Source organism: Croceivirga sp. JEA036 (assembly GCF_011882165.1).
GTDB lineage: Bacteria > Bacteroidota > Bacteroidia > Flavobacteriales > Flavobacteriaceae > Croceivirga.
Window position 1 is genome coordinate 603,158 of the sequence record NZ_JAATON010000002.1, and the last position, 22,492, is coordinate 625,649.

The 22,492-nt window shown below is 35.8% G+C and carries 26 protein-coding genes; 17 read left to right on the forward strand and 9 right to left on the reverse strand.

The genetic code is table 11. From position 1 onward, the window contains the following. Together HCO57_RS07600 and HCO57_RS07605 are read right to left on the reverse strand one after the other, a co-directional pair. On the reverse strand, positions 1-381 hold the full coding sequence (locus tag HCO57_RS07600) for a hypothetical protein (RefSeq protein WP_167988521.1): 381 nt from the start codon (positions 379-381) through the stop codon (positions 1-3). A gap of 140 nt (positions 382-521) precedes the next feature. Then, positions 522-854: a single-stranded DNA-binding protein gene (locus HCO57_RS07605; protein WP_136949297.1), complete on the reverse strand. Its 333-nt coding sequence runs from the start codon at positions 852-854 to the stop codon at positions 522-524. Positions 855-1,091: 237 nt separating this feature from the next. Here HCO57_RS07605 and HCO57_RS07610 point away from each other — a divergent pair, with 237 nt between their 5' ends. The 11 genes from HCO57_RS07610 (at position 1,092) to HCO57_RS07660 (ending at position 9,854) form a co-directional block, all read left to right on the forward strand. Continuing rightward, positions 1,092-1,454, forward strand: coding sequence for a DUF2200 domain-containing protein (locus tag HCO57_RS07610; protein ID WP_167988522.1), 363 nt, complete (start codon positions 1,092-1,094; stop codon positions 1,452-1,454). Between the two features lie 79 nt (positions 1,455-1,533). Next, complete coding sequence (locus tag HCO57_RS07615; RefSeq protein WP_167988523.1) at positions 1,534-2,538, forward strand: sensor histidine kinase; 1,005 nt, start codon at positions 1,534-1,536, stop codon at positions 2,536-2,538. Positions 2,539-2,605: 67 nt separating this feature from the next. Then, complete coding sequence (locus HCO57_RS07620; protein ID WP_167988524.1) at positions 2,606-3,169, forward strand: TetR/AcrR family transcriptional regulator; 564 nt, start codon at positions 2,606-2,608, stop codon at positions 3,167-3,169. 50 nt (positions 3,170-3,219) lie between these two features. Beyond that, positions 3,220-3,630: a nuclear transport factor 2 family protein gene (locus HCO57_RS07625; RefSeq protein WP_209066064.1), complete on the forward strand. Its 411-nt coding sequence runs from the start codon at positions 3,220-3,222 to the stop codon at positions 3,628-3,630. A 4-nt stretch (positions 3,631-3,634) separates the two neighbouring features. Continuing rightward, positions 3,635-4,603 carry an alpha/beta fold hydrolase gene (locus HCO57_RS07630; RefSeq protein WP_167988525.1) on the forward strand — a complete coding sequence of 323 codons (969 nt, stop codon included), beginning with the start codon at positions 3,635-3,637 and terminating at the stop codon, positions 4,601-4,603. 105 nt (positions 4,604-4,708) lie between these two features. After that, positions 4,709-6,376 carry an amidohydrolase gene (locus HCO57_RS07635; RefSeq protein ID WP_167988526.1) on the forward strand — a complete coding sequence of 556 codons (1,668 nt, stop codon included), beginning with the start codon at positions 4,709-4,711 and terminating at the stop codon, positions 6,374-6,376. 36 nt (positions 6,377-6,412) lie between these two features. Beyond that, positions 6,413-7,474: a flavin monoamine oxidase family protein gene (locus HCO57_RS07640; protein ID WP_167988527.1), complete on the forward strand. Its 1,062-nt coding sequence runs from the start codon at positions 6,413-6,415 to the stop codon at positions 7,472-7,474. Positions 7,475-7,713: 239 nt separating this feature from the next. Next, the gene (locus HCO57_RS07645) at positions 7,714-8,400 is read left to right on the forward strand and encodes an SIMPL domain-containing protein (protein ID WP_167988528.1); all 687 of its coding nucleotides are present in this window, start codon (positions 7,714-7,716) and stop codon (positions 8,398-8,400) included. A 12-nt stretch (positions 8,401-8,412) separates the two neighbouring features. After that, the gene (locus HCO57_RS07650; protein ID WP_167988529.1) at positions 8,413-8,922 is read left to right on the forward strand and encodes a DUF6265 family protein; all 510 of its coding nucleotides are present in this window, start codon (positions 8,413-8,415) and stop codon (positions 8,920-8,922) included. After that, positions 8,919-9,494: a pentapeptide repeat-containing protein gene (locus HCO57_RS07655; protein ID WP_167988530.1), complete on the forward strand. Its 576-nt coding sequence runs from the start codon at positions 8,919-8,921 to the stop codon at positions 9,492-9,494. Before HCO57_RS07650 ends, HCO57_RS07655 begins: the two co-directional genes overlap by 4 nt. A gap of 3 nt (positions 9,495-9,497) precedes the next feature. Beyond that, positions 9,498-9,854 (forward strand): hypothetical protein, encoded by a 357-nt coding sequence (locus HCO57_RS07660; RefSeq protein WP_167988531.1) that lies wholly within the window; start codon positions 9,498-9,500, stop codon positions 9,852-9,854. Positions 9,855-9,897: 43 nt separating this feature from the next. Here the strand turns inward: HCO57_RS07660 and HCO57_RS07665 are convergent, their stop codons facing one another. Next, positions 9,898-10,380 carry a CBS domain-containing protein gene (locus tag HCO57_RS07665; protein ID WP_136949287.1) on the reverse strand — a complete coding sequence of 161 codons (483 nt, stop codon included), beginning with the start codon at positions 10,378-10,380 and terminating at the stop codon, positions 9,898-9,900. 123 nt (positions 10,381-10,503) lie between these two features. Here HCO57_RS07665 and HCO57_RS07670 point away from each other — a divergent pair, with 123 nt between their 5' ends. The 4 genes from HCO57_RS07670 to HCO57_RS07685 all read left to right on the forward strand — a co-directional run bounded on the left by HCO57_RS07670 (position 10,504) and on the right by HCO57_RS07685 (position 14,901). Then, complete coding sequence (locus HCO57_RS07670; RefSeq protein ID WP_167988532.1) at positions 10,504-12,786, forward strand: M20/M25/M40 family metallo-hydrolase; 2,283 nt, start codon at positions 10,504-10,506, stop codon at positions 12,784-12,786. After that, on the forward strand, positions 12,779-13,588 hold the full coding sequence (locus tag HCO57_RS07675) for an NAD-dependent epimerase/dehydratase family protein (RefSeq protein ID WP_167988533.1): 810 nt from the start codon (positions 12,779-12,781) through the stop codon (positions 13,586-13,588). Before HCO57_RS07670 ends, HCO57_RS07675 begins: the two co-directional genes overlap by 8 nt. Before the next feature lie 119 nt (positions 13,589-13,707). Then, positions 13,708-14,082 carry a hypothetical protein gene (locus tag HCO57_RS07680; protein ID WP_167988534.1) on the forward strand — a complete coding sequence of 125 codons (375 nt, stop codon included), beginning with the start codon at positions 13,708-13,710 and terminating at the stop codon, positions 14,080-14,082. A 120-nt stretch (positions 14,083-14,202) separates the two neighbouring features. Continuing rightward, positions 14,203-14,901 carry a hypothetical protein gene (locus HCO57_RS07685; protein ID WP_167988535.1) on the forward strand — a complete coding sequence of 233 codons (699 nt, stop codon included), beginning with the start codon at positions 14,203-14,205 and terminating at the stop codon, positions 14,899-14,901. Between the two features lie 3 nt (positions 14,902-14,904). Here the strand turns inward: HCO57_RS07685 and HCO57_RS07690 are convergent, their stop codons facing one another. Together HCO57_RS07690 and HCO57_RS07695 are read right to left on the reverse strand one after the other, a co-directional pair. Further along, positions 14,905-15,405, reverse strand: coding sequence for a nuclear transport factor 2 family protein (locus HCO57_RS07690; protein ID WP_167988536.1), 501 nt, complete (start codon positions 15,403-15,405; stop codon positions 14,905-14,907). Further along, a complete protein-coding gene (locus HCO57_RS07695; RefSeq protein WP_167988537.1) occupies positions 15,402-15,893 on the reverse strand; it encodes a hypothetical protein in 492 nt (163 codons plus the stop codon). The genes HCO57_RS07690 and HCO57_RS07695 overlap by 4 nt, the downstream gene beginning before the upstream one ends. Before the next feature lie 63 nt (positions 15,894-15,956). Between HCO57_RS07695 and HCO57_RS07700 the strand changes: the two genes are divergently transcribed. Then, the gene (locus HCO57_RS07700) at positions 15,957-16,895 is read left to right on the forward strand and encodes an NAD-dependent epimerase/dehydratase family protein (RefSeq protein ID WP_167988538.1); all 939 of its coding nucleotides are present in this window, start codon (positions 15,957-15,959) and stop codon (positions 16,893-16,895) included. Positions 16,896-16,898: 3 nt separating this feature from the next. On the opposite strand, the gene HCO57_RS07705 is transcribed toward HCO57_RS07700, so the two are convergent. From HCO57_RS07705 to HCO57_RS07715, 3 genes are all read right to left on the reverse strand, one after another. Then, a complete protein-coding gene (locus HCO57_RS07705) occupies positions 16,899-17,213 on the reverse strand; it encodes a hypothetical protein (protein WP_167988539.1) in 315 nt (104 codons plus the stop codon). A 61-nt stretch (positions 17,214-17,274) separates the two neighbouring features. Further along, positions 17,275-17,700 carry a cyclic pyranopterin monophosphate synthase MoaC gene (locus HCO57_RS07710; protein ID WP_167988540.1) on the reverse strand — a complete coding sequence of 142 codons (426 nt, stop codon included), beginning with the start codon at positions 17,698-17,700 and terminating at the stop codon, positions 17,275-17,277. A gap of 4 nt (positions 17,701-17,704) precedes the next feature. Then, positions 17,705-18,145: a molybdenum cofactor biosynthesis protein MoaE gene (locus HCO57_RS07715; protein WP_167988541.1), complete on the reverse strand. Its 441-nt coding sequence runs from the start codon at positions 18,143-18,145 to the stop codon at positions 17,705-17,707. A 115-nt stretch (positions 18,146-18,260) separates the two neighbouring features. On the opposite strand from HCO57_RS07715, the gene HCO57_RS07720 reads away from it, so the two are divergent. Continuing rightward, on the forward strand, positions 18,261-19,196 hold the full coding sequence (locus HCO57_RS07720; protein ID WP_167988542.1) for a YeiH family protein: 936 nt from the start codon (positions 18,261-18,263) through the stop codon (positions 19,194-19,196). Here the strand turns inward: HCO57_RS07720 and HCO57_RS07725 are convergent. After that, positions 19,193-22,435: a VCBS repeat-containing protein gene (locus tag HCO57_RS07725; protein WP_167988543.1), complete on the reverse strand. Its 3,243-nt coding sequence runs from the start codon at positions 22,433-22,435 to the stop codon at positions 19,193-19,195. The two genes, HCO57_RS07720 and HCO57_RS07725, sit on opposite strands and share 4 nt — an antisense overlap. Positions 22,436-22,492: the final 57 nt, after the last annotated feature.

Sequence of the window (22,492 nt, forward strand, 5' to 3'; positions counted from 1 at the left end):
CTATTGAGCCACAAGTTCGCTCCCTTTGGTATCGTGTAATATGTAAATACTAGCTTGTTTTAGATACAATTCGGTATGGTCACAAGCATTATCCTCACAATATTTTTGATGTGCTAGATACTCCGTACGTTTCTGCCTCATATACACAGCATATAAATCTGGACGTTGTTTTTCTAAGATAGCCTCGTAACTTTTCTGGTCGTTCCAGAAATCTTGTTCATCTTCTAATTTATTGTAAGAAAGTTGATGCTCATTATTGGCATCCTTAACCGCTAAGTGGGTATAAAAATTTACTTCTTTGGTGGTCGCCTCTTGTTGTGCCATTAATCCAATGGGTGTTCCTAAAAGGAATATAGCGATATAACAAGATAGCTTTTTCATTACTTTAATATACGTAAAGTTAGACGATATGGATGCTAGTTAATAACCTCATTACTATTAAGCTATTGTTAAAGTTTAAAAAACACAAAAAAAGAGGGTAAATAACCCTCTTTCCTAGTTAAATTTATCACTTTAATGTGCTATTTTCCAAGAAGTAATAACTCATTACACCTTACTTCCGTAATGTATCTTTTCTCTCCGTTACTCGTTTCATAGTTTCTATGAGTTAATTTGCCCTCAATAGCTACCTGTTTTCCTTTAACTAAGTAACTTTCTACTAAATCTGCCAGCTTACCCCATGCCACAATATTGTGCCATTGTACATCTTCTACACGTTCTCCTTTATTGTTTTTATAACTTTCGCTTGTAGCGATAGAAAAGCGGGCTAATTTACCGCCGCCATCTAAATTTAGAACTTCTGGATCTGTTCCTAAATTACCAATCAACTGTACTTTGTTTTTTAATGCGTTCATTTTACTAATTTTATATATTAAACAGTTAATACTAGTGCTGTACCTAACAACACCGAGGCAAACTTAGGGGCTGGTTCCATAAGTAATCGGTAACAAAGCATTTAATTTCGATTGTAGTCGTTTGTAATCATTTATAAATGAATAAAAAAAGGAATACCAACTTAAAAAATAGCTATACCATTGTCATTCTGGGTATTTAAAAAGAATTCAATATCTTAAACAGACAAACCTATGTCTATGAAAGCTACACCTGAACATAATGAACGTATCGCCAAACTTACATTTAGCGCCGTTTATCCTCATTACCGAACTAAAGTTGTTAAAAAAGGGCGCACAGAAGAAGAATTACAGCAAGTCATTACATGGTTAACGGGGTATAGTTCAGAAGAAATTAGACAATTACTCCAAGATAAAATCACCTTTAAAACATTTTTTGAAAAAGCAACCCTGCATCCGAATGCACATTTGATTAAAGGAGTCATATGCGGCTATCGCATTGAAGAACTAGAAAACCCTATTACAAGACAAACTCGGTATTTAGACAAATTAGTGGATGAATTAGCTAAGGGGAGAAAGATGGAAAAAATATTAAGACAGTAATTATAACATAATAAGCATTTAAGAATTTTCGTTTTATGTCCGTCGTTTAGAAAGTAATTCTAATAACAGAACAATTATAATGGGACTAACCAATTACATAATTGCCATACTTATTTTGCTAGGAGCATTTATTTTGTTCTTAAGTGCGCGGTACACCACTAAAATCTTTAGGATACTCCCAGATAATAAACTTAAATCAAATTGGAAAAAATTACGCCTGCTCATGATTCTATTTTTAGTAGGTTATTTAGGCGTTGCGCTTGCCGTTATTTTAGGGAATACCAACCTACTCACCTACCTTTCTGGTGGCATTTTTTTTATGGGTTCTCTTTTTGTTTTTATAGTAGTGGGCACAGGTTTAGATAGTTTTAAAAAATTGAATGAGCTACACCAAAATTTAGATGACACCGAACTTAAGAATAAGGAATTAGAACAATTTGTTTACATTACCTCTCATGACTTAAAAGCACCACTCAGGGGTATTTCTAGCTTAACTACATTTGCTAAGGAAGATTTAGAAGCCGGTAATACCGCTAGCTTACTAAACCACCTTATTTTAATGGAGGGCCGTATTGAGCGTTTAGAAGATTTAATTAATGGCATTTTACACTATTCTAAAATAGGCAAAATCAAGGTAGAACGGTTAGACTTGCATGCCCTAGTAGAAGATGAATTTAAGAACTACAAAAATCAGAAACACATTCATTTTAAAATAATAGGTAGGTTACCCATTATTAAAGGTGATAAAACCCAAATAAGTCAGGTGATAGCAAACCTTATTAGCAACGCCATTAAATACAACGATAAAGAATTTTGCCAAGTAACTATAGCGAGCTTAGAACGGTCTGATTATTATGAAATAAGCTTTGAAGATAATGGCCCTGGCATTGCACCCCAATACCATGAGAAGATTTTTAATGTTTTCCAAACCCTTACTGAAGACCAAACCTTGGAAAGCACAGGATTAGGATTGTCCATCGTAAAAAAAATAATTGAAAAACATGAAGGACGAATACACCTGCACTCTGATGGCGAATTGGGAAGCAAATTTATCCTGAGCTATCCCAAACGGCTTAGTCGGTAAATCATAATTCTAATTTAGTTTTTTACCGAATGTTTGGTTTTTAATAATTGTTTTGTACATTTGCTTTATGAGACCACAAAAAGTATCTGAAGAAGAAATATTAATTAGCCTAACTAAAGTTTTTAGAGCAAAAGGATATGAAGGTGCTAGTTTACAAGACTTAGCAGCAGCTACTGGCTTAAAAAAGGCAAGCCTATATCACAGGTTTCCAGAAGGTAAAAAAGAAATGGCAGAAGCCGTACTCCAGTATATAAATGATTGGGTAGACCTGCATGTATTTAAGCCTTTGGATGACACAAATGATACCCCAACACAACGATTAACTAAAGCTCTTTCCGGTATACGACAGCTTTATGATGGTGGCAAAGAAACTTGTCTTTTTAGAGCATTGTCTATGCAAGCAAGTCTTGCCCTGTTTGAACAACAAATAGTAGCTGGTTTACATACCTGGCGTACTAAATTTGCCAGCTTAGCTAGTGCTTTTGGGTTTAATCCAGACAAGGCTTCTCAATTGGGTTTAGAAACCTTAATCGCCATACAAGGCAGTCTTATTGTAGCGAAAGGTCTTAATGACATTACCGTTTTTGAGCAAACACTAACTAAAATTGAAAATTCATTTATAGCAGATTAAAAAAAATTAAATTATTAATTTACCGAATGTTCGGTTTTTTACTAAGAATTATGGAAAAAAAATACCCATTACCTCCTTTTAACAAGGAAACCGCTTTAGAAAAAATACAATTAGCCGAAGACGCATGGAACAGTCAAGACCCTATAAGAGTATCCATGGCATATGCTACAGATACCGAATGGCGTAACAGAAATCAATTTATCAATGGCCGAGCCGAAGTGCAAGCCTTCTTAGCCGACAAATGGAAAAAGGAGCTCAACTATAAGCTTAAAAAAGAATTATGGGCCTATCAAGACCATAGGATTGCGGTACGCTTCGAGTATGAATACCGCACCAAAGAAGGACAGTGGTTCAGAGCTTATGGCAATGAGAATTGGGAATTTGACGCTGATGGTTATATGATAAAACGATATGCCAGCATCAACGACTTAGCCATTAACGAAACAGACAGAAAATTATAATACAATGAAAAAAATAATCGGTATTGCTCTTGGGTTAACCTTAGTAATGGGTGCTTGCAAGAATGGAAAAACTATTCCTGAAAATGAAAAAACAACAGAAAATATAGTAACTATGAATCCTATTTATTACAAAAAATTAGACGTTAACGGAGTACACATTGCATACAGAGAAGCTGGGAATCCAGAAAATCCTACTATAGTATTACTCCATGGATTTCCCTCTTCATCACATCAATATAGAAAAGTATTAAACGCCTTAGCAGACAGCTATTACTTAATTGCCCCAGATTATCCAGGATTTGGCAATAGTGATTTTCCTTCTCCAGACACTTACACTTATACCTTTGACAATCTTGCAAAAACTATAGACCAGTTTTTAGAACTTAAAGGACTCTCTAAATATGCACTAATGATACAAGATTATGGTGCTCCAGTTGGTTTTAGGATTGCCACAGCCCATCCAGAACGCATAACAGCAATAGTAAACCAAAATGGCAATGCCTATGAAGAAGGGCTGGGAGAAGCTTGGGCAACCACAAAAGAATTATGGAAAAATAGAAATGCAGAAACCGAAAAAGCAATGCTACCTGTCTTTTCCTTAGAAGGGTTAGAATGGCAATACACCCATGGTGTACGTAATCCAGAAGTGGTAAATCCAGATACATGGCATTTAGATTATTTGCGTTTATCTAGACCTAATGCCCATAAGGTAAATTTAGATTTATTCTATGATTACCAGAATAATGTAAAACTCTACCCAAAATGGCAGCAGTATTTAAGAGAACATCAGCCCCCTATGCTGATAGTTTGGGGTAAAAATGATGCTTTCTTCCCTGCAAGTGGTGCAGAAGCCTACAAAAAAGATGTAAAAGACATCGATTTTAATATTTATGATACAGGTCATTTTGCATTAGAAGAAGAGGGAGAGGCTATATTGAAAAAAATGAGAAGCTTTTTAAATCAACATCTTTAGTAAAGACCTCATAGCTAAATATAGAAAGGCGCCCTTAAAACGGCGCTTTTATTTTTCTAATACTCCTCTAGCTTTTTGGTTATCTTTAGTTTTTTAAATCCATCTATGACCGGTTTATTTCCTTTTCGCTACAGCTTCTTATATTTACTCCTCAACTTATTTCTTTTATCATCCTGCAATAAAAAGCAGCAAATCTATGCCGATACTGTAGTTGTAAATGCCACATTTTGGACTCCAGATGTAGCCATGGACACCATAGAAGCCATGGCCATTAAAGGAGATACCATCCTTGCCATAGGCAAAAGAAAAACGCTCAACGAACATATCAATGCTACTACTACCGTAATTGATGCAAAAGGAAAAATGGTTGTCCCTGGTTTCATAGATGCTCATGTACACTTACTTATGGGAGGTAATAGTCTTTTAAATGTAGCGCTTAGAGATGTAGATAACAAACAAGAATTTATCACTAAAATTGAGGATTTTGCCAAGACACTTAATTCGGACGAATGGATTGTAGAAGGAAATTGGGACCATACGCTTTGGGGCGGTGAGCTCCCTAATAAAAGTTGGATTGATTCCGTAACACCCAACACCCCTGTTGCTATTTATCGTATGGATGGTCATATGATTCTCGCTAATTCCGCAGCTATAAAAATTGCAGGCATTGACACCTCTACTTTAAACCCAGCTAAAGGAGAGATTGTAAAAGATGCTGAAGGCGAACCTACTGGTATTTTAAAGAGTGAAGCCATGTACTTAGTGTTAGATAAAATACCACCATTATCGCCAGAAAAAAAGATAGATGCTATTTTAAAAGCACAAAACTATTTTTTAAGTCAAGGGGTAACGAGTGTTCATGATGTTGATAGTCTAGGAGGGTTTTCTGTTTTGCAAAAAATGTATGCTAGTAATCAATTGAAAGTAAGGGTGTATTCTGCAGACCCACTACCACAATACCGCACTATAGACCCAAATACGCTTGTGGCAAACAAGTGGATTAAAAATGGTTTATTAAAAGGCTTTATGGATGGTTCTTTGGGCTCACATACGGCAGCGTTTAATAATCCCTATTCCGATAGTCCAAAAGACAAAGGGATTCTAATGCTAAATAATGATACTATTTTTAAATGGATAGAAGAAGCTGACATGGCTGGGTTTAAAATAACTGTTCATGCTATAGGTGATAAAGCAAATACTACATTACTGAACGCATATGAAGCTGTACTCAGGAAAAACCCAGAGAAAGAACCTAGGTTTAGAATAGAGCACGCTCAACATTTAGACCCAAAAGATATTCCAAGATTTTCTTCGCTTAAAGTAATTGCTAGCATGCAACCCTACCATGCTATAGACGATGGTAGATGGGCAGAAGAATTAATTGGTAAAGAAAGAGCAAAAACAACATATGCTTTTAACTCCTTATTACAAGCTAATGCTTTGCTAGCGTTTGGCAGTGATTGGCCCGTTGCACCTGCATCGCCATTATATGGCATTTATGCTGCAACAACCAGAAGAACCTTAGATGACAATAATCCTGAAGGTTGGTATCCTGCAGAAAAAATGAGTGTAACCGATGCCCTCAAAGCTTATACGATTAATGCTGCGTACAGCGAATTTTCTGAAAATATAAAAGGAAGCCTTGCTGTTGGCAAACTAGCAGACTTTGTTATTTTAAGTGAAGACCTTACTAAAATAAAACCAGAACAAATAAAAGATGTTAACGTTATGGCGACTTATGTTGGTGGTAAGCTTGAATATTCTAAGGATTAAAACACAACGTAATTTTATCCACAAATTTAAGTACTCATGGCAGAACATAAACCTATCCTTATCATTGGTGGTGGCTTAAGCGGTCTCTATTTAGCCTATCGTTTACATAAAGCTAACATACCTTTTAAACTCCTAGAGGCATCTCCTAGACTGGGTGGACGCATTTACACTTTACATGGACGTTTAGGTACACCCTTAGAATTAGGTGCTACTTGGTTTGCCGATATACACACCGCTCTTAATACATTACTTGAGGAGCTACGTTTAAATAAATTTCCGCAGTTTGATACAGGCCTATCACTTTTTCAAACGAAATCTTTTGAACCTCCTCAAAAATTTTACGTTCCTGAAAACGAAACGCCATCTTATAGAATCGAAGGTGGCACGGCAAGCTTAATTAACGCATTAACCAAAGCCATACCTAAAGACGCTATTTGTTTAAATACAGCAGTCACTAAAATTCAACGCAATAAAAATGGTCTAACTGCTACCACACTTAAAGGAGATATTTACCAAGGCACTAAACTGTGTTTAGCAATTCCGCCTGCTCTTGTAGAAACTTTAGACTTTAATCCTCCTTTGCCAGAAAATCTTATGTCCATATTACCAAAAGTGCAAACATGGATGTTGGGCAGTATAAAATTTGTGATAGAATACCGTAAACCCTTCTGGAGAGAGCAGGGATACTCCGGAATGTTGTTTAGCCACTCTGGTATTATTACAGAAATGTACGACCATACAGATTTTGCAGCGCAAAAGTTTGGTTTTACAGGGTTTTTAAATGCAGGTGCATCTGAATTCACTAAAGAAGTGCGTAAAGATTATGCCCTGAAACAGTTGGTAGAGCTTTTAGGAAAAGAGGCTTTAGACTACATTCACTATCAAGATAAAGTATGGAATCACCAATGGATTAGCGCTGGAGCTCAAAATATTCTTAGACCACATCAAAATAATGGTCATACCCTATTACAGAAAGCATATTTAAATGATTGTGTTTACTTTGTAAATACGGAGGCAGCTACAGCGTTTTCTGGTTATATGGAAGGTGCTATCCGAGCAGTGGAAACTTATTTAAGAAAGACAGAGATTTTGCCATAAGTAGGTAGCAAAGGTATACATCTAGGCTATTATTTTTAAAAACCAGTAATTTACTTCTCAAAATGCTATAACTTATTAATTTGGTTATGGCCAAGATACCTTTCTGTTCTACCCCTTCTTTTCTCTATTAAATCCTATTCCCTAACCCAAAACACCTCTTACCTCAACGGCACATCCTCTTAGCATAATATAGACTTGATGTGGCATAAGAATTGTTACCTTTAACTAAAATCTTAATCATGAAAAAACAACTCATTTATTTATTATTCTTAATTCCATTGACCACTATGGCACAAAGTAAAAATTTCTTAGATGTTGCCTATTTAGAAACCTCTGCACAAGTAGACACATTAGTGGCACCAGACCGCATATATCTGAGCATTACTATTAAAGAGCAAGATTCTAAAGGCAGGAAATCCGTAGAAGAACAAGAAAACAAAATGGCAAAAGAATTAAAAGCTCTTGGTATAAATATAGACAAGCAACTAAAAATTAAAGATGTTAGCAGCAACTTTAAAAATTATTTTTTACGCTCCAAAACGGTTTTAAAAAGCAAACAGTTTTCACTCTTGGTTTATGATGGTCTAACCGCGGGTAAAACTATGGCCGCTTTAGAAGATATTGGTATAGCCAATACCTCTCTAGAACGTACAGAATATTCTAAAATGGATGAGCTAGAATTAGAGCTTAAAGGAAATGCTGTGAAAAAAGCGAAACAAAAAGCCATAGCCCTAACCAAGCCTTTAGACCAAAAAATAGGTGCCGCTATCCATATACAAGATAACTCACAACCCTACTACCGTGCTATGGCCACCCCTAGAATGGAAATGAAATCTATGGCGATGGATAGTGCAGAACCTTTAGATATTGGTTTTGAAAAAATTAAAGTAGAAAGCACCGTAAAGGTTACCTTTAAACTATTGTAAAAAACGAACCTTATGAGCACCAGATTAAGCATAATTCTAGTAATTGTTTGTATCCTTTTCGGCACTACTATAAAAGCTCAAAAAACCAAACAATTAGGTGAAGGTGATGCACCCGCTCCGGCTTTATTATCAGAAATAACATGGTTAGAAGGGCACTGGCGTGGCGAGGCTTTTGGTGGTATTGCAGAAGAAATATGGAGTCCTCCGTTGGGGGACTCCATGTTTTTTTCGTTTAGATTGATAGATGATGAAGGTGTGCAGTTTTATGAACTTGGCCATATAATACAGCAAGAAAATAGCCTTCTATTGCAACTAAAACATTTTTCTAAAGATTTAAAAGGCTGGGAAACCAAGGACGAAACCGTAGATTTTAAATTAGTAGATAAAGATAAAAATGCCTTTTACTTTGAAGGTTTTACGATTGAACGTATAGATAAAAACCACATAAATATGTATGTGCTTATAGACGAAGGAGATTTAAGAGAAGAAACTGTTTTTAGCTATAAAAAATACCGTCCATGAACAAACCCTATGTAATAGATACTACTTTTACCAAAGTTAATTACCAAGAAAAAGCTTTAATAAAAGCAGATTACGAGGCTTGTACATTTAAAGAGTGTAACTTCTCTAATACATTCTTAGACAACCAGAACTTTGCAGACTGTGAATTTATTGGTTGTGATTTAACTAATGCTAACATAGCGCATACTACCTTTAATGTGGCCACATTCACTAAATGTAAGCTACTGGGATTAAACTTTTTTACGTGCAACCCTATGTTTCTAAGTTTACATTTTAAGGATTGTAATCTTAGCTTGAGTAATTTTTCCCAGATGGATTTAAATAACATCCACTTTATAGATTGCTCTCTGGAACAAGTAGATTTTACCAACACCCAACTTATTAGTAGTGTTTTTAAGGGTAGTAATTTAAAAAATTGCATATTCAGCAATACCAATTTAGATAAAGCAGACCTTACTACCGTTACTAATTTGATGCTGAATCCAGAAGAAAATAGCTTAAAAAAAACACGCATCAACTTACATAGCCTACCTGGTTTATTAAAAAAATACGATATTGTTGTGGAATACTAATCCATGGAAACTAAAAAATGTCTGGAATGTGGTACGGTTATAAAAGGCCGTGCCGATAAAAAATTCTGTACGGACCATTGTCGTAATGCCCATAACAACAGGCTAAATAAGGATAGCAAAAACCTGATTCGTAATATTAACAACAGGCTTCGTAAGAACTATAGAATTTTAGACAGTTTTCCACTACGCGATAATAAAACCAATACCAGTCGCACTAAATTAATAGACAAGGGTTTTGATTTTGAATATTTTACCAATACATACACCACTAAAAAAGGTGCAACTTATTTTTTTGTGTACGATTTGGGTTATTTACCACTAGAGGGTGGTGAATATTACATGATTGTAAAAAGAGAATAAAAAAACCCCGCATTTGCGAGGTTTTTTCAAGTTATTGACTAGGTTAAACCCTACTCATCTTCCAATTGGCACCGGTTAACTTCAGGGCTGCAATAACAATATCTTTTCTACTAATCTGGCCTACTAAAATACCATTTTTTAATACAGGTAATCTTCTGCGGTTATGCTGTACAAATACGCCTGCAGCATCAAAAATGGTCATATCATGCGGAATAGTTTCTACGTTTTTTGTCATGTATTTTTCAACACTTTTATCTAAAATAGGCTGATTAAAATAACGACTTTCAGATATCTGCTTCATACAATCTGCTTCAGAAATTATGCCAACTAAAAAGCCATTGTTGTCCAAAACAGGTCCACCAGAGATTTTAAACTTGGCAAAAGCCTCCATTACTTCTAAAATAGATTGGTCTGGCGCAAAAGTTACTAGTTTTTTAGTCATGTAATCAGAAACCAAGATGGGGCGGTTATCTCCTTTTGTAGGACTTATCTTAGCCCTAGCCCCTTGAAAACTTTTAATAGCCATATGAGTTAATTTATAGGTTGCCTTCTAAATATAGTGATTATTAATTAATTAGGTAATTTTATTGCCATATTAATCAACAAACTGTTATTATTTTATACATTTAGGAACCAATCTTAATTCCTTATGAAATTTTCTAGGACCCTAAGCCTAATTCTTCTATGTATTGCAGCGTATTACAGCATTTCATCCTTAATGCCAAAATACCATGAAGACAGCCATGCAGAGCATACCGAATTTTCTGTAGACAAAGCTTTAAAACACGTTAAAGAGCTAAGTAAAGAACCACACAGTGTAGGGTTCAGTGGACATAAACACGTACGTTCTTATCTAGTCAAAGCCTTAAAAGAATTGGGCTTAGAAACCTATACGCAAGAAGGCCAGACTATTGGAGATTGGGGTAATTTAAGTACAGCTATAAATATTATGGCCAAAATTCCAGGGTCAGACCCAAACGGCAAATCATTACTTTTACTTTCGCATTACGATAGCAATCCACATTCATCTTTAGGTGCTAGTGATGCTGCCAGTGGTGTTGCCACCATATTAGAAGGCGTAAGGGCGTACTTAGCCAGCAATAAAAAAGCTAAGAATGATATTATTTTGCTATTTACAGATGCAGAAGAATTGGGACTTAATGGTGCGGACCTTTTTGTAAGAGAACATCCGTGGGCAAAAAATGTAGGTCTCGTTTTAAATTTTGAAGCTCGTGGTAGTGGTGGCCCAAGCTACATGCTTATAGAGACCAATAGAGGTAACGCTAAATTGATACAAGAATTTACTAAAGCTAACCCTAAATATCCCGTAACCAATTCTCTAGCCTATAGTATTTACAAATTATTACCTAATGATACTGATCTTACCGTTTTCCGAGAAAAAGGAGACATTGATGGATTTAACTTTGCCTTTATAGATGACCATTTTGACTACCATACAGCGCTAGACACTTACGAGCGTTTAGATAAAAAAACACTAAAACACCAAGGTACTTATCTAATGCCGCTGCTAGACTATTTTAGTAATGCAGACCTTACCAATGTTAAAAGTCTTACAGATTATGTCTATTTCAATTTTCCACTTTACGACATGGTGTCCTATCCTTTTGATTGGATATGGCCCTTATTCCTTGGAGGTGTATTTATATTCTTTATTGTTCTCACCATAGGATTTAAAAAATCTACCCTAAATGCTTTAGAAATAGCAAAAGGATTTCTACCCATGCTAATCACACTACTTGTCAACGGTGCCATAGGTTATTTTACTTGGAGTGCACTGCAATGGTGGTATCCTTGGTATAGAGATATACTACATGGCTTTACCTATAACGGGCATGATTACATCTGGGTAGTTGCGCTGTTAGCTTTAACCGTTTGTTTTTTTGTGTATAATCGATTTAAATTTTTAAAAACACAAAATCTTTTAATAGCCCCAATTGCACTATGGTTAGTTTTATGTGGCTTAGCGGCATATTACTTAAAAGGAGCTAGTTTTTTTATTTTACCAGTCTTTGGAGCAATAGCATCATTATACGTATTAATTAATCAAGAAAAGCCATCGCCCTATATCTTGTTATTTTTAGCATTACCTGCGGTATTTTTATATGTTCCATTTATTAAAATGTTTCCTGTTGGTTTGGGATTAAAAATGTTAGTAGCTGCAACGGTTTTTGTCACCCTATTGTATTTTCTATTAGTGCCCTTATTTGGTAACAGTGGCCATAAAATGAGATTTGCAGTTTTAAGCGTAACCCTATTTCTAGTTTTTAGTATTAAAGCCCATTTAAACTCTAGTTATTCCCCAGAACATCCTAAACCAAGTAGCTTATTGTACGTTTTAAACAGTGACACTCAACAAGCACAATGGGCTACTTATGATAACGTCCTTACCCATTGGAACTCGCAATTTGTGAAAGATAAAAATGATAGTCCCGAAACAGGATTAAAAACCATAAGTAGTAAATACAACACGAGTTTCACATATGTTACTCCTACCGAAGTTAAAGCCATCCCGGCACCAGAAATACTAATAACACAAGATTCAATTATAGAAAATACCAAGCACGTAACCTTATGCATTTATCCCAATAGAAATGTAAATAGACTAGAACTCTTTACCAATGATGTAAAAATTACTAGGGCTATAGTAAATGACGAAGAACTTGCCGAAGCTTATTTGGCACAGCGCAATGGAGGGCGATTATTTACGCATCATATTACTGATAATGCATATACAGAAGTGAAAATAGAATACAATGCCTCTTCCAAGCTAGAAGTAACCTTATATGAAGCTTCTAATGATTTATTAGAACATGAGCTATTTACGGTTCCCGATAGACCAATTGATGAAATTCCTATGCCCTTTGTCCTAAACGATGCTATCTTAGTTGTAAAAAAGCTACAGATTGAATAAGAATATAAGCATCATAGGCTGTGGATGGCTAGGTACACCCACTGCTAAAAAATTATTAGAATTAGGCTATAAGGTTAAAGGCAGTACTACCCAGCTAAATAAGGTAGCAACGTTAAAAGAATTGGGTATCGCGCCATACCAGATAAGTTTACACGAAAATGAAATAAATGGGGATATCGCGTCTTTTTTAAGAAATAGTGATATTGCTCTAATCAATGTACCGCCAAAACTAAGAGGACCTAATAAGGAAAACTATGTTGCTAAAATGCAGTTGCTTTATCAAGAACTGATTAACGCCCAATGCAAATGGGTACTTTTTGTAAGCAGCACCTCTGTTTATGGCGATGCAGAAGGTATTATAACAGAAGATACCCCAACCCAACCTATTACGGAATCGGGAAAACAATTGGTCCAAGCAGAAGCTCTTTTTAAAAAGGGGCCATGGAAAACTACGGTTATTAGATTTGGCGGTTTAATTGGACCCAACCGCCACCCAGTAAATCATTTAAGTGGTAAGAGCAATTTAACCAATGGCGATGAGCTAGTGAATCTTATTCATTTAGATGATTGCATTCATATGATCACCACAATTTTACTTCATGAATATGCGGAAATTACCTTTAACGGCGTTTATCCGAATCATCCTACAAAAAGAGAATACTACACTCAAGAGGCTGTAAGAAAGGGGCTTAAACCACCAGGATTTTCACAAAAAATTAAGAATTTTCCTCAAAAAAAAATATTATGTAGGAATTTTCTCAATAAAAATCATTTCCTACAAACCACTCTAAAAAGCACCTAAACCACAGGTTTTTTACTATTCACAACATTTACCTTAAACTGGTGTTAATTACCCTGCGTAAAGTTTACGAAATCATTTTCGGCTGTCTAACTTTGTATCATAATATTTAAACTACAGGCATGGAAAATCTGATTTTAAAAACTAGAATTTTATCGGAAATGGAGCGCTTAATTGACCTACACAGCTCTCCTAGAAAATTATCCGATGAAGGAAAAACAATACATGAAAGTATTGTAAAACAATGTTACAACGCTGCAGACGTGCAAATGGATTACCATAGACGCAGAATTAATATGCATTTGGTCATGGATGATGCACTTTATAGTCCGGAGAAACTTAATGTTAATTTACCCGTACTACCTATGAATCTCTATTATATAGATTTAAGAGATTTTTTAAAGTCGTGTCTACAAGAAGATGCTAAAAGCCTAGCACTTTACGCCCGTATTCTTAGAGACCATTCCTCCATTTCCTTAGAAGAACTTTCTGCCTAACTACCATATATACCACCAAACAAAAAGGCTCCAATTATGGGGCCTTTTTGTTTTACTAAGGCTTCTTTAACAAGGGGATACACAAGATTTTTATAGCTTTGCCCACCTAACTTAAGTATGATGAAAAAACTTCTTGTTTTATTGACCCTTTGCTCCGTTTTCCAAACGGCTGCTCAAAACAGTACAGAACTTACCAAACATTATGAAGCGTATTATAAAGAAATGCGCACACAAGGCGATGTCAATGGAATTATTGGAGCCTTAACACATTTAAACATTTTACAACCCTCTAAAGCTCGTAAAGACACTTTAGCCTTTGTATACATGAATAGCAACCAACACCTACAAGCATTAAATACCATAGGCATAGAGAAAAACAACACCGATTCTGATTTAGCGGTACAAGTAAAAGCCGTAAGTCTAAAATCGCTTGGGCAACCTCAACGTGCTGTAGAACAGTTTGAAATTTTATACGAAAGAAATAAAAATCCAATGTTGGCTTATGAAATAGCCGATTTAAAAATTCAGTTAGGCGATGGTACTGGGGCCTCTAGCTATATTGAATACGGCATAGCAAATGCTACTGACCAAATGAAGCATGCCTTCTTTGAGCGTCAACAACCTTATGAAGTTTCTCTAAAAGCTGCATTTTTACATTTAAAAGGACTTCTGATTTTTAATAATGATAAGACTAAAATTGATGAATCTATTGCCTTTATGGACCAAGCATTAGCAATAGCGCCTAATTTTAACTTAGCAAGCCTTAGCAAACAAGCCTTAGAAAGCCGCAAAAACGAAACCAATACAGAAGAAAAGTAACTATTACTTTTTAATATTTTTTAATTGTAAGAGCAGAAGGCTATCCTTCTGCTTTTTTATGGACACAAGTTCATCCACGTTTTCATTAGGTACTGCAATAGAAAGTACATAGTGCGCAATTTTCCAATCGTTATTTACTTTTTTTAATACCCCAGAACCACGGCAAATTTCCATTTGGGTGTCTAATAACTCATCAAACCAAGCAAAAGATTTATCATCAGAAACATATATATTGCGCTCCACCGCAGTAAAACTCCAGGCTTTTCCTTTATCAAAATAAGGTTTAGAAAATGTACGGAATTCATCATTCTGCCAATTTTCCATAGCGTCTGTACCAATAAAAACACCGTCTGTAGTCATCTTACTAAAATAAGCATCAAAATCCGCTTGGCTAGCCGCCATATGCCAGCTATCTAAAACTGAATTAATGGCGTTAATCTCTTCTTTTTGCGCAAAACCAAGTGTAATATAAAATGCAGCTATGATACCTATGTATTTTTTCATTCCAAAATAGATTTAGTGTCTAGGGTGTCCTTAAGAATTCTATTAAATTGATTGCGCATAGCGTTTCTTGCCAGCAACAACTCTTTCACAGGCTCTTTAACTTCTTGTTGATTGTCTAAATGCCCTTTAATTTTCAGTAAAAAGGTTTTTAAAATCAACTGTCTACTTTTTATCTGTGCAATATTATAAGCCTCTGGATAGTCACTCTTTTGCAATGCTGTTTCTTTTTCTATCAAATCTGTTACAGCCAACTTTAAATCTTCCGTATTACGAGCTCTACGGAATACTTCAAAACTTTTTTCAAAATCCTGATAAGCAGTCCAAGGTTTCAATTTTTCCGTTGCCTTATCGGTCAATGGTATTGGGTTAGGCATGTTTTTAAAAGAAAACTCTGCTGCTATAGCATTTTGTTGCTCTTGTATTGGTGCTTTTTCCTTACAAGCAAAACATACCAAAAAAAATGTACAGATGATTAGTAATTTTTGCATTTAACGAAAGTACAAATTTTAAGAACAGCTATATTTGTTAACAATGCAACAAACGACTAATTCATGGCTAAATCTATCTTAATTTTAGGTGCCTGTGGGCAAATAGGAACAGAACTAACCTATGCACTAAGACAAAAACACGGAAAAGACTGTGTGGTGGCAAGTGACATTAGGGAAGGTGATGCTACTCTTATGGCTTCTGGCCCATTTGAACTACTGGATGCAACCAATTATAGTGCCTTAGAAGATGTGGTAATGCATTATGAAATAGAAGAGGTTTATTTAATGGCTGCCATGCTTAGTGCTACTGCAGAAAAATTCCCAATGAGAGCTTGGAATTTAAACATGAATTCCCTTTTTAACGTGCTCAATCTTGCCAAGGAAAAAAAGATTAGCAAAATATTTTGGCCTTCTAGCATAGCTGTATTTGGACCCAATACACCTAAGGAAGCTACTGAACAACATACCATAATGGAACCTAGTACAGTTTATGGAATTAGCAAGCAATCTGGAGAACGTTGGTGCCAATATTATTATGAAAAATACGGAGTAGATGTGCGTAGCGTGCGCTACCCAGGGCTTATTAGTTGGAAAACACAACCTGGTGGTGGCACCACCGATTATGCTGTAGAAATTTACCACAAGGCTATAGAAACACAAACTTACACCTGTTTTTTAAAAAAGGGAACTACCCTGCCTATGATGTTTATGGATGATGCTATAAAAGCAACCTTGGCCATTATGGAAGCACCAGAAACACAAATAAAAATACGCTCCTCTTACAATCTTGCCGCTATAAGTTTTGCTCCAGAAGATATTGCGGCTAGTATAGCGCTACACATTACCAATTTTAAGATGAAATACGAGCCAGATTTTAGACAACAGATTGCTGATTCTTGGCCCAGCAGTATAAATGATGATTCCGCTAGGAAAGATTGGGGTTGGCAACACTCCTTTGATTTGGAAAAAACAACAAAAGAAATGTTGACCAACCTTGGCTAAGCCTTAATCGTTGTCGCTGTCCTCAGATTCAGAAATTTCGTCTGGGTCTACAACAGCAGTAGGGTCGTCGTCGTCATAATCCTCATAGTCTTCTTCGTCATAATTGGCCATAGTTTTCTCTAATTTAGAAGAAATTTTGACCAAGTACTTGGTGTCTTCTGTAAGGACCTCTACGCACTCCACTTTTTCACCAGCTGCATTTCTAAAGCTGATAATGTCTGTATAATCATACCCGTCTGGGTAGGCCTCTACCAACAACTTAAGCACCTCTGGGGTAAGCTTTTTAAAATCTACGATTACTCGCTTTAGGTTGTTCATTTTACTTAAAAGATTATGAGGCTAAAATAGAAAAATAATGAGCTGACGCTTTCAAAAATTGTTAAAATTTCAAATCAGATTTTCCTCCTGTTTTCTCTAGCAATTTTATATTTAATATAGACACTTTTTTGTCTATCGGTTTTAACATATCATACATATTTAAGGCTACGATACTAGCTCCGTGCATAGCCTCTACTTCTACTCCCGTTTTATAAAAAGTTTGTACTAAAACCTTAATGGTAATAGTTAAACCATCTATTTGATATTCTACTTTTGCATGTTCAATAGGCAGCGGATGACAGTCTGGCAATAATTCTGGTGTCTTTTTTATACCCAAAAAACCCGCTGCTTTGCTCATTTCAAAAACATCGCCTTTTGGCACAGTATTATTTTTTATCGCTGTAATAGTTGCCACATCCCCAACTTGTACCACTGCCTGCGCAATTGCGGTTCTATGTGTATTCTTTTTTTGTGTAATATCTACCATTGTTCTACGTATTCACTTTCCATTGGTAACTGTCGTCTGCAAAAACTTCTTTGCCAAATACTGGCACTTCTTTTTTTATAGCCTCTACCACAAATTCTAATGCTTCAAATACCACTTTTCTATGGGGAGAAGAAACAAAAACAAACAAACATAGTTCACCTACGCCAACTGTACCTAAACTATGATAAATGTGCATACAGGTGAGATTAAATTTAGAAAAGGTAGCTTCTCTTATCTCATCAAACTTCTGCTCTGCCATGGACTCATAAGCTGTATATTCTATTGCAGTAACCGTCTTACCGTCTATCTCATCTGCCCTTACCTGTCCTAAAAAAATATCGTGCGCTCCTATAGTTGTTTTGGATTGGTGTTTGGCAATAGCATCTGCAATAAAGCTAGGTGCTACAGGCCCCTCTACAAACACTTTTTTTTTCTTTTTCTCCATAGTATAAAGGTAAACATCTCTCTGAAAAAAGTTGGTATTTACCATGTTATATTCCCATATTATCCCACCATAATATAAATTTTGATTATAAAATGTAAACGTTTACATTTGTTGAATGAGTCGTTTTTATCTACCTGTTGGCATTACGCTTACCGTTTTAGTAGCGGTATTCTTCAACAAAATTTCTGCTCCCATAGCTTTAACTTTGGGATTACTAATTGGCCTTTCTGGACTCATTAAAAAGAAGCCTGTACCTTACCACGCCCCTATACAGAAAAAATTATTGAAGCTATCTGTTATCGGCTTAGGTTTTGGTATTAACTTAAGTACCGCTATTGCTGTAGGCAGTGATAGTTTTGGCATTAGTTTATTTGGAATAACTTTTACATTTTTAATTGCTTTTGGATTAGCACTCCTTTTAAAATCTGATAAAACAATCACTTTTTTAGTGGCTTCTGGCACTGCAATCTGTGGTGGCAGCGCTATTGCCGCCGTTAGTACGGGGATTAAGGCCAAACCTCATCAAACAAGTATTGCACTAGCCGTTGTCTTTTTGCTTAATTCCGTAGCCTTATTTCTATTTCCGCCTATTGCTCATTTTTTTGAGCTTACTCAAAATCAATTTGGAGTTTGGTGTGCTTTAGCTATACATGATACAAGCTCGGTAATTGGAGCGAGCAATTCTTACGGAGAAGATGCCCTTTTAGTAGCTACTACCACCAAATTGGTCCGAGCCTTATGGATTGTGCCTTTAGTAGTTTTAGTTTCATTTAAATCTAAAGAATTTAACAAAAAGAGTTTTCCATATTTTATCCTAGCTTTTTTAGCCGCAATTCTCTTAAACACCTATTTACCAAACTTTGAAACCGTTTCTATAATTTTAGTGTGGATTTCTAAACGTTTATTAGTCTTTACCCTCTTTTTAATTGGCCTTAGTATAAACATGGCCCAGATTAAACAATTAGGCTCACAAACTTTTTTAATTGGACTTTTCACATGGCTAATACTAGCCTTAGTTTCTTTTGGATACGTAACTAAATTCGTGAGTTAATTTAGTCGGAATGCTTCTGGAAACGAATTGTTTTTGAGAATCAATAACAAATTTCCATCTTTCTGTTTGACGGATTTTACCCTACGTGCATCACCACTAATTTTAAATCCAGAATGGTTTATCACCTCATATTCTCCATTTTCAAAACCAAGAACAGCTCCTTTTGAAGCATCAAACCGTATGGTTTCAACTTCTACAGGAAAGTGATTACCCACCACAACAACTTCTAACGTGCCATCGCCATCTATATCTATTATTTCAAAATCTGTGATTGGACTTATTTGTACCTCATTTGGTAAAACGTGTTGTTTAAAACCCTTATCCCCTAAATTTTCTAGCCAAATACTGGCCAAATTATTGGCCTTATAATGGATAGCCTCTGCCAAGGCTTCCTTTCCATAGACCTCTTCTACAGAAGCATTTGCAAATGATTCATAGGTAGAAAATTTTTGGTTGATAAAAGGTAGCTGTTCACTGGAACACTGTTTACCTCTCACTGGTACTAATTTATCTTTGTATTGGTTTACTAAAACAACATCAAAACTACCAGAATCATCAAAATCGTCACCGTATACCTCAAAAACATGAGATGCATCGGCCTTGTATTTTGTATTTAATCCTAAATTTCCTAATAGATAATCCACGTCTCCATCCCCATCTACATCCGCAGCTTCTATAGTAGACCACAATCCTGTACTTTCTTCCAAACCTACACTATCTTGAGATTTAAAGATGCCGTTGTCATTTTGCAAAATTGTAATTGGCATCCACTCCCCTACAACCAATAAATCCTCATCATTATCACCATCAATATCGGTAAAAATAGCATCCGTAACCATACCTAAAGGGTGCTCAAACCTTAATACCGTATTACTAACATCTGTAAACTTTCCGTTGTCATTTCTTAATATCATGGATTGAGGTGCAGATGGATAAGCCCAAGGCACATGCCTACCACCTACAAATAAATCCAAATCACCATCATTATCTATATCTGCCGTTTTTACCACCTGTCCTGCAATTGAAATTTTTGGAAGGATTCCAATAGTTTTGCTAAAATTCCCTACACCATCATTATTGTATAGTCTATCTTGATAATAGCCCGCATTTGCCTTTTTCTCATTGCCGCCACTAACCACATATAGGTCCAAATCTCCATCCTTATCATAATCAAAAAAGAGGCTTTCTAAATCTTCAAACATAGCATCTTTAATAAAGGCTTGCTGAATTTGTTTTTTAAAACTTCCGTCGGTTAATTGTATATATAAACTAGCTTCTTGCCCTTGGGCACCCCCAACATAAAGGTCTTCTAAGCCGTCTGCATTTACATCTGCCACTGCCATATATGGGCCACTTTGAGACATTTTATAAGGGAGTAACAACTGTTTAGCGTAATCATTAAAGGGCTGCTCTTGATGCTGGTAGTCCAAACCATTTGTTGTTAAGTCCACCTTTTTTAAATGATAATGTTCTTGCTTTTGACTCTCCTTACTGGACCTAGCCTCCGCATACGCTATTTTTAATACTTGGTTGGCTTTTACCTTGCCCAGTTCTTGTTTTTTACGATCTGGCCAATATACTATTACGTTCTCTATTGATGCGTCTCCTAAACCAAAGTGAAGCTTAGTACTTACGGAAGATTGAAAGCCTCTATTGGCATACATCTGCTGTATCTGTTGCCCCTTATTTGTTGTTACGACCACCTTAACCCCTAAGCCTAGTGGATTATTCTTAGGACCTGTTATTTGCATTTGTAAAAAGTTGCCTTCTGTATTATTGCGGTAAACAAAGGCTGAATCATCTAAATTATTTACTACAATATCCAAATCGCCATCATTATCTAAATCTGCATAAGCGGCTCCATTAGAAAATGATGGGGTGCCAAATCCCCAATCTTCTTGGACTTTAGAAAAGGTTAAGTCTCCCTGGTTATGAAACACATAATTGGGTATTTTACTTGCAGGAACCATATCCAAAACACTGTTTAAAGACATGGGCTCTTTATTTTTAACTTTAAAATTAAGGGTGTTTCTAAAATCTACGTTACCAACATCTTTTTTAATACCATTGGTCACCAAGAGGTCTTTTAGTCCATCATTATCCAAATCTGCAAATAGGGGCGCCCAACTCCAATCTGTCTTAGCAACATGTGCCATATGTCCAATCTCTGAAAAGGTAGCTCCTCCTCTGTTCCATTGCAACATATTAAACATGTATTGGTAATGGTAGCCTTTTGCCACAGCATTTTCAAAAGCTTCTGTACTCATAGAGGGCATGTTTGTTTTACTACGAACGTGGTCCTCTGCAGACATATCCAAGACCATTATATCTAACATACCATCGTTATCAAAATCTGCAACATCAGACCCCATACTATTGAAACTTATATGGTCCATAGTTTTTAATATTTGGTCCGTGAACCCACCTTTTTGGTTATTGATGTACAGAAAGTCTGGCTCAGAAAAATCATTACACACATAAACATCTGGCCAACCATCTTCGTTAAAATCGGCTATAGCTGCACTTAAGCCCCATGCCTTATTTTGAATTCCAGAAGTTTTTGACACATTGATAAATTGGCCATTATCATTGCGATACAACTGATCTGAAGCTTCTTGTATAATGGTAGCTGTACTTTTTAGATTACCAAAATCTGGTCGGTGATTTACTATGTATACATCTATATCTTGATCTAAATCGTAATCTAAAAAATAAGCTTGTGTACCAAAACCTGTATCTGCCAAGCCGTATTCTTTTGCTGCTTCTGTAAAAGTTAAATCACCATTATTGATATATAGCTTATTAGCACGCTGACTGGGAACGTCTATTTTACCAGATTTACATACGTAGATATCTAAATATCCGTCTGCATTTATATCTACCATTGAAATACCTGTGGTCCAACCAGTACTATCTTCTAGCCCTGCTTTTTTAGTAACCTCTTTAAACTTAAAATTGCCCTGATTAAGATAGAGGGCATTGCTATTTTGATTGGCGCTTAAGTATACATCTTCCAAGCCGTCGTTATTAATATCGCCAATAGCTACACCACCACCATTGTAGATGTAAGGATAATTTAAGAAATTAAACTGATTGGTGCTGGTAATTTCATTTTTAAAATCTATCCCAGTAACGGAACTAGAAAGTAAGGTAAAACGCTTTTCATCATTACCTTTTGTATCCCTTTCTGAGGAACAGCTTGCCACATATACTAAGGCAATCCAAACAATACTTTTCAAAAATTTTATTCCCATTTCATCTACCAATAAACAAAAAAATAGCAGAAGGAACCGACT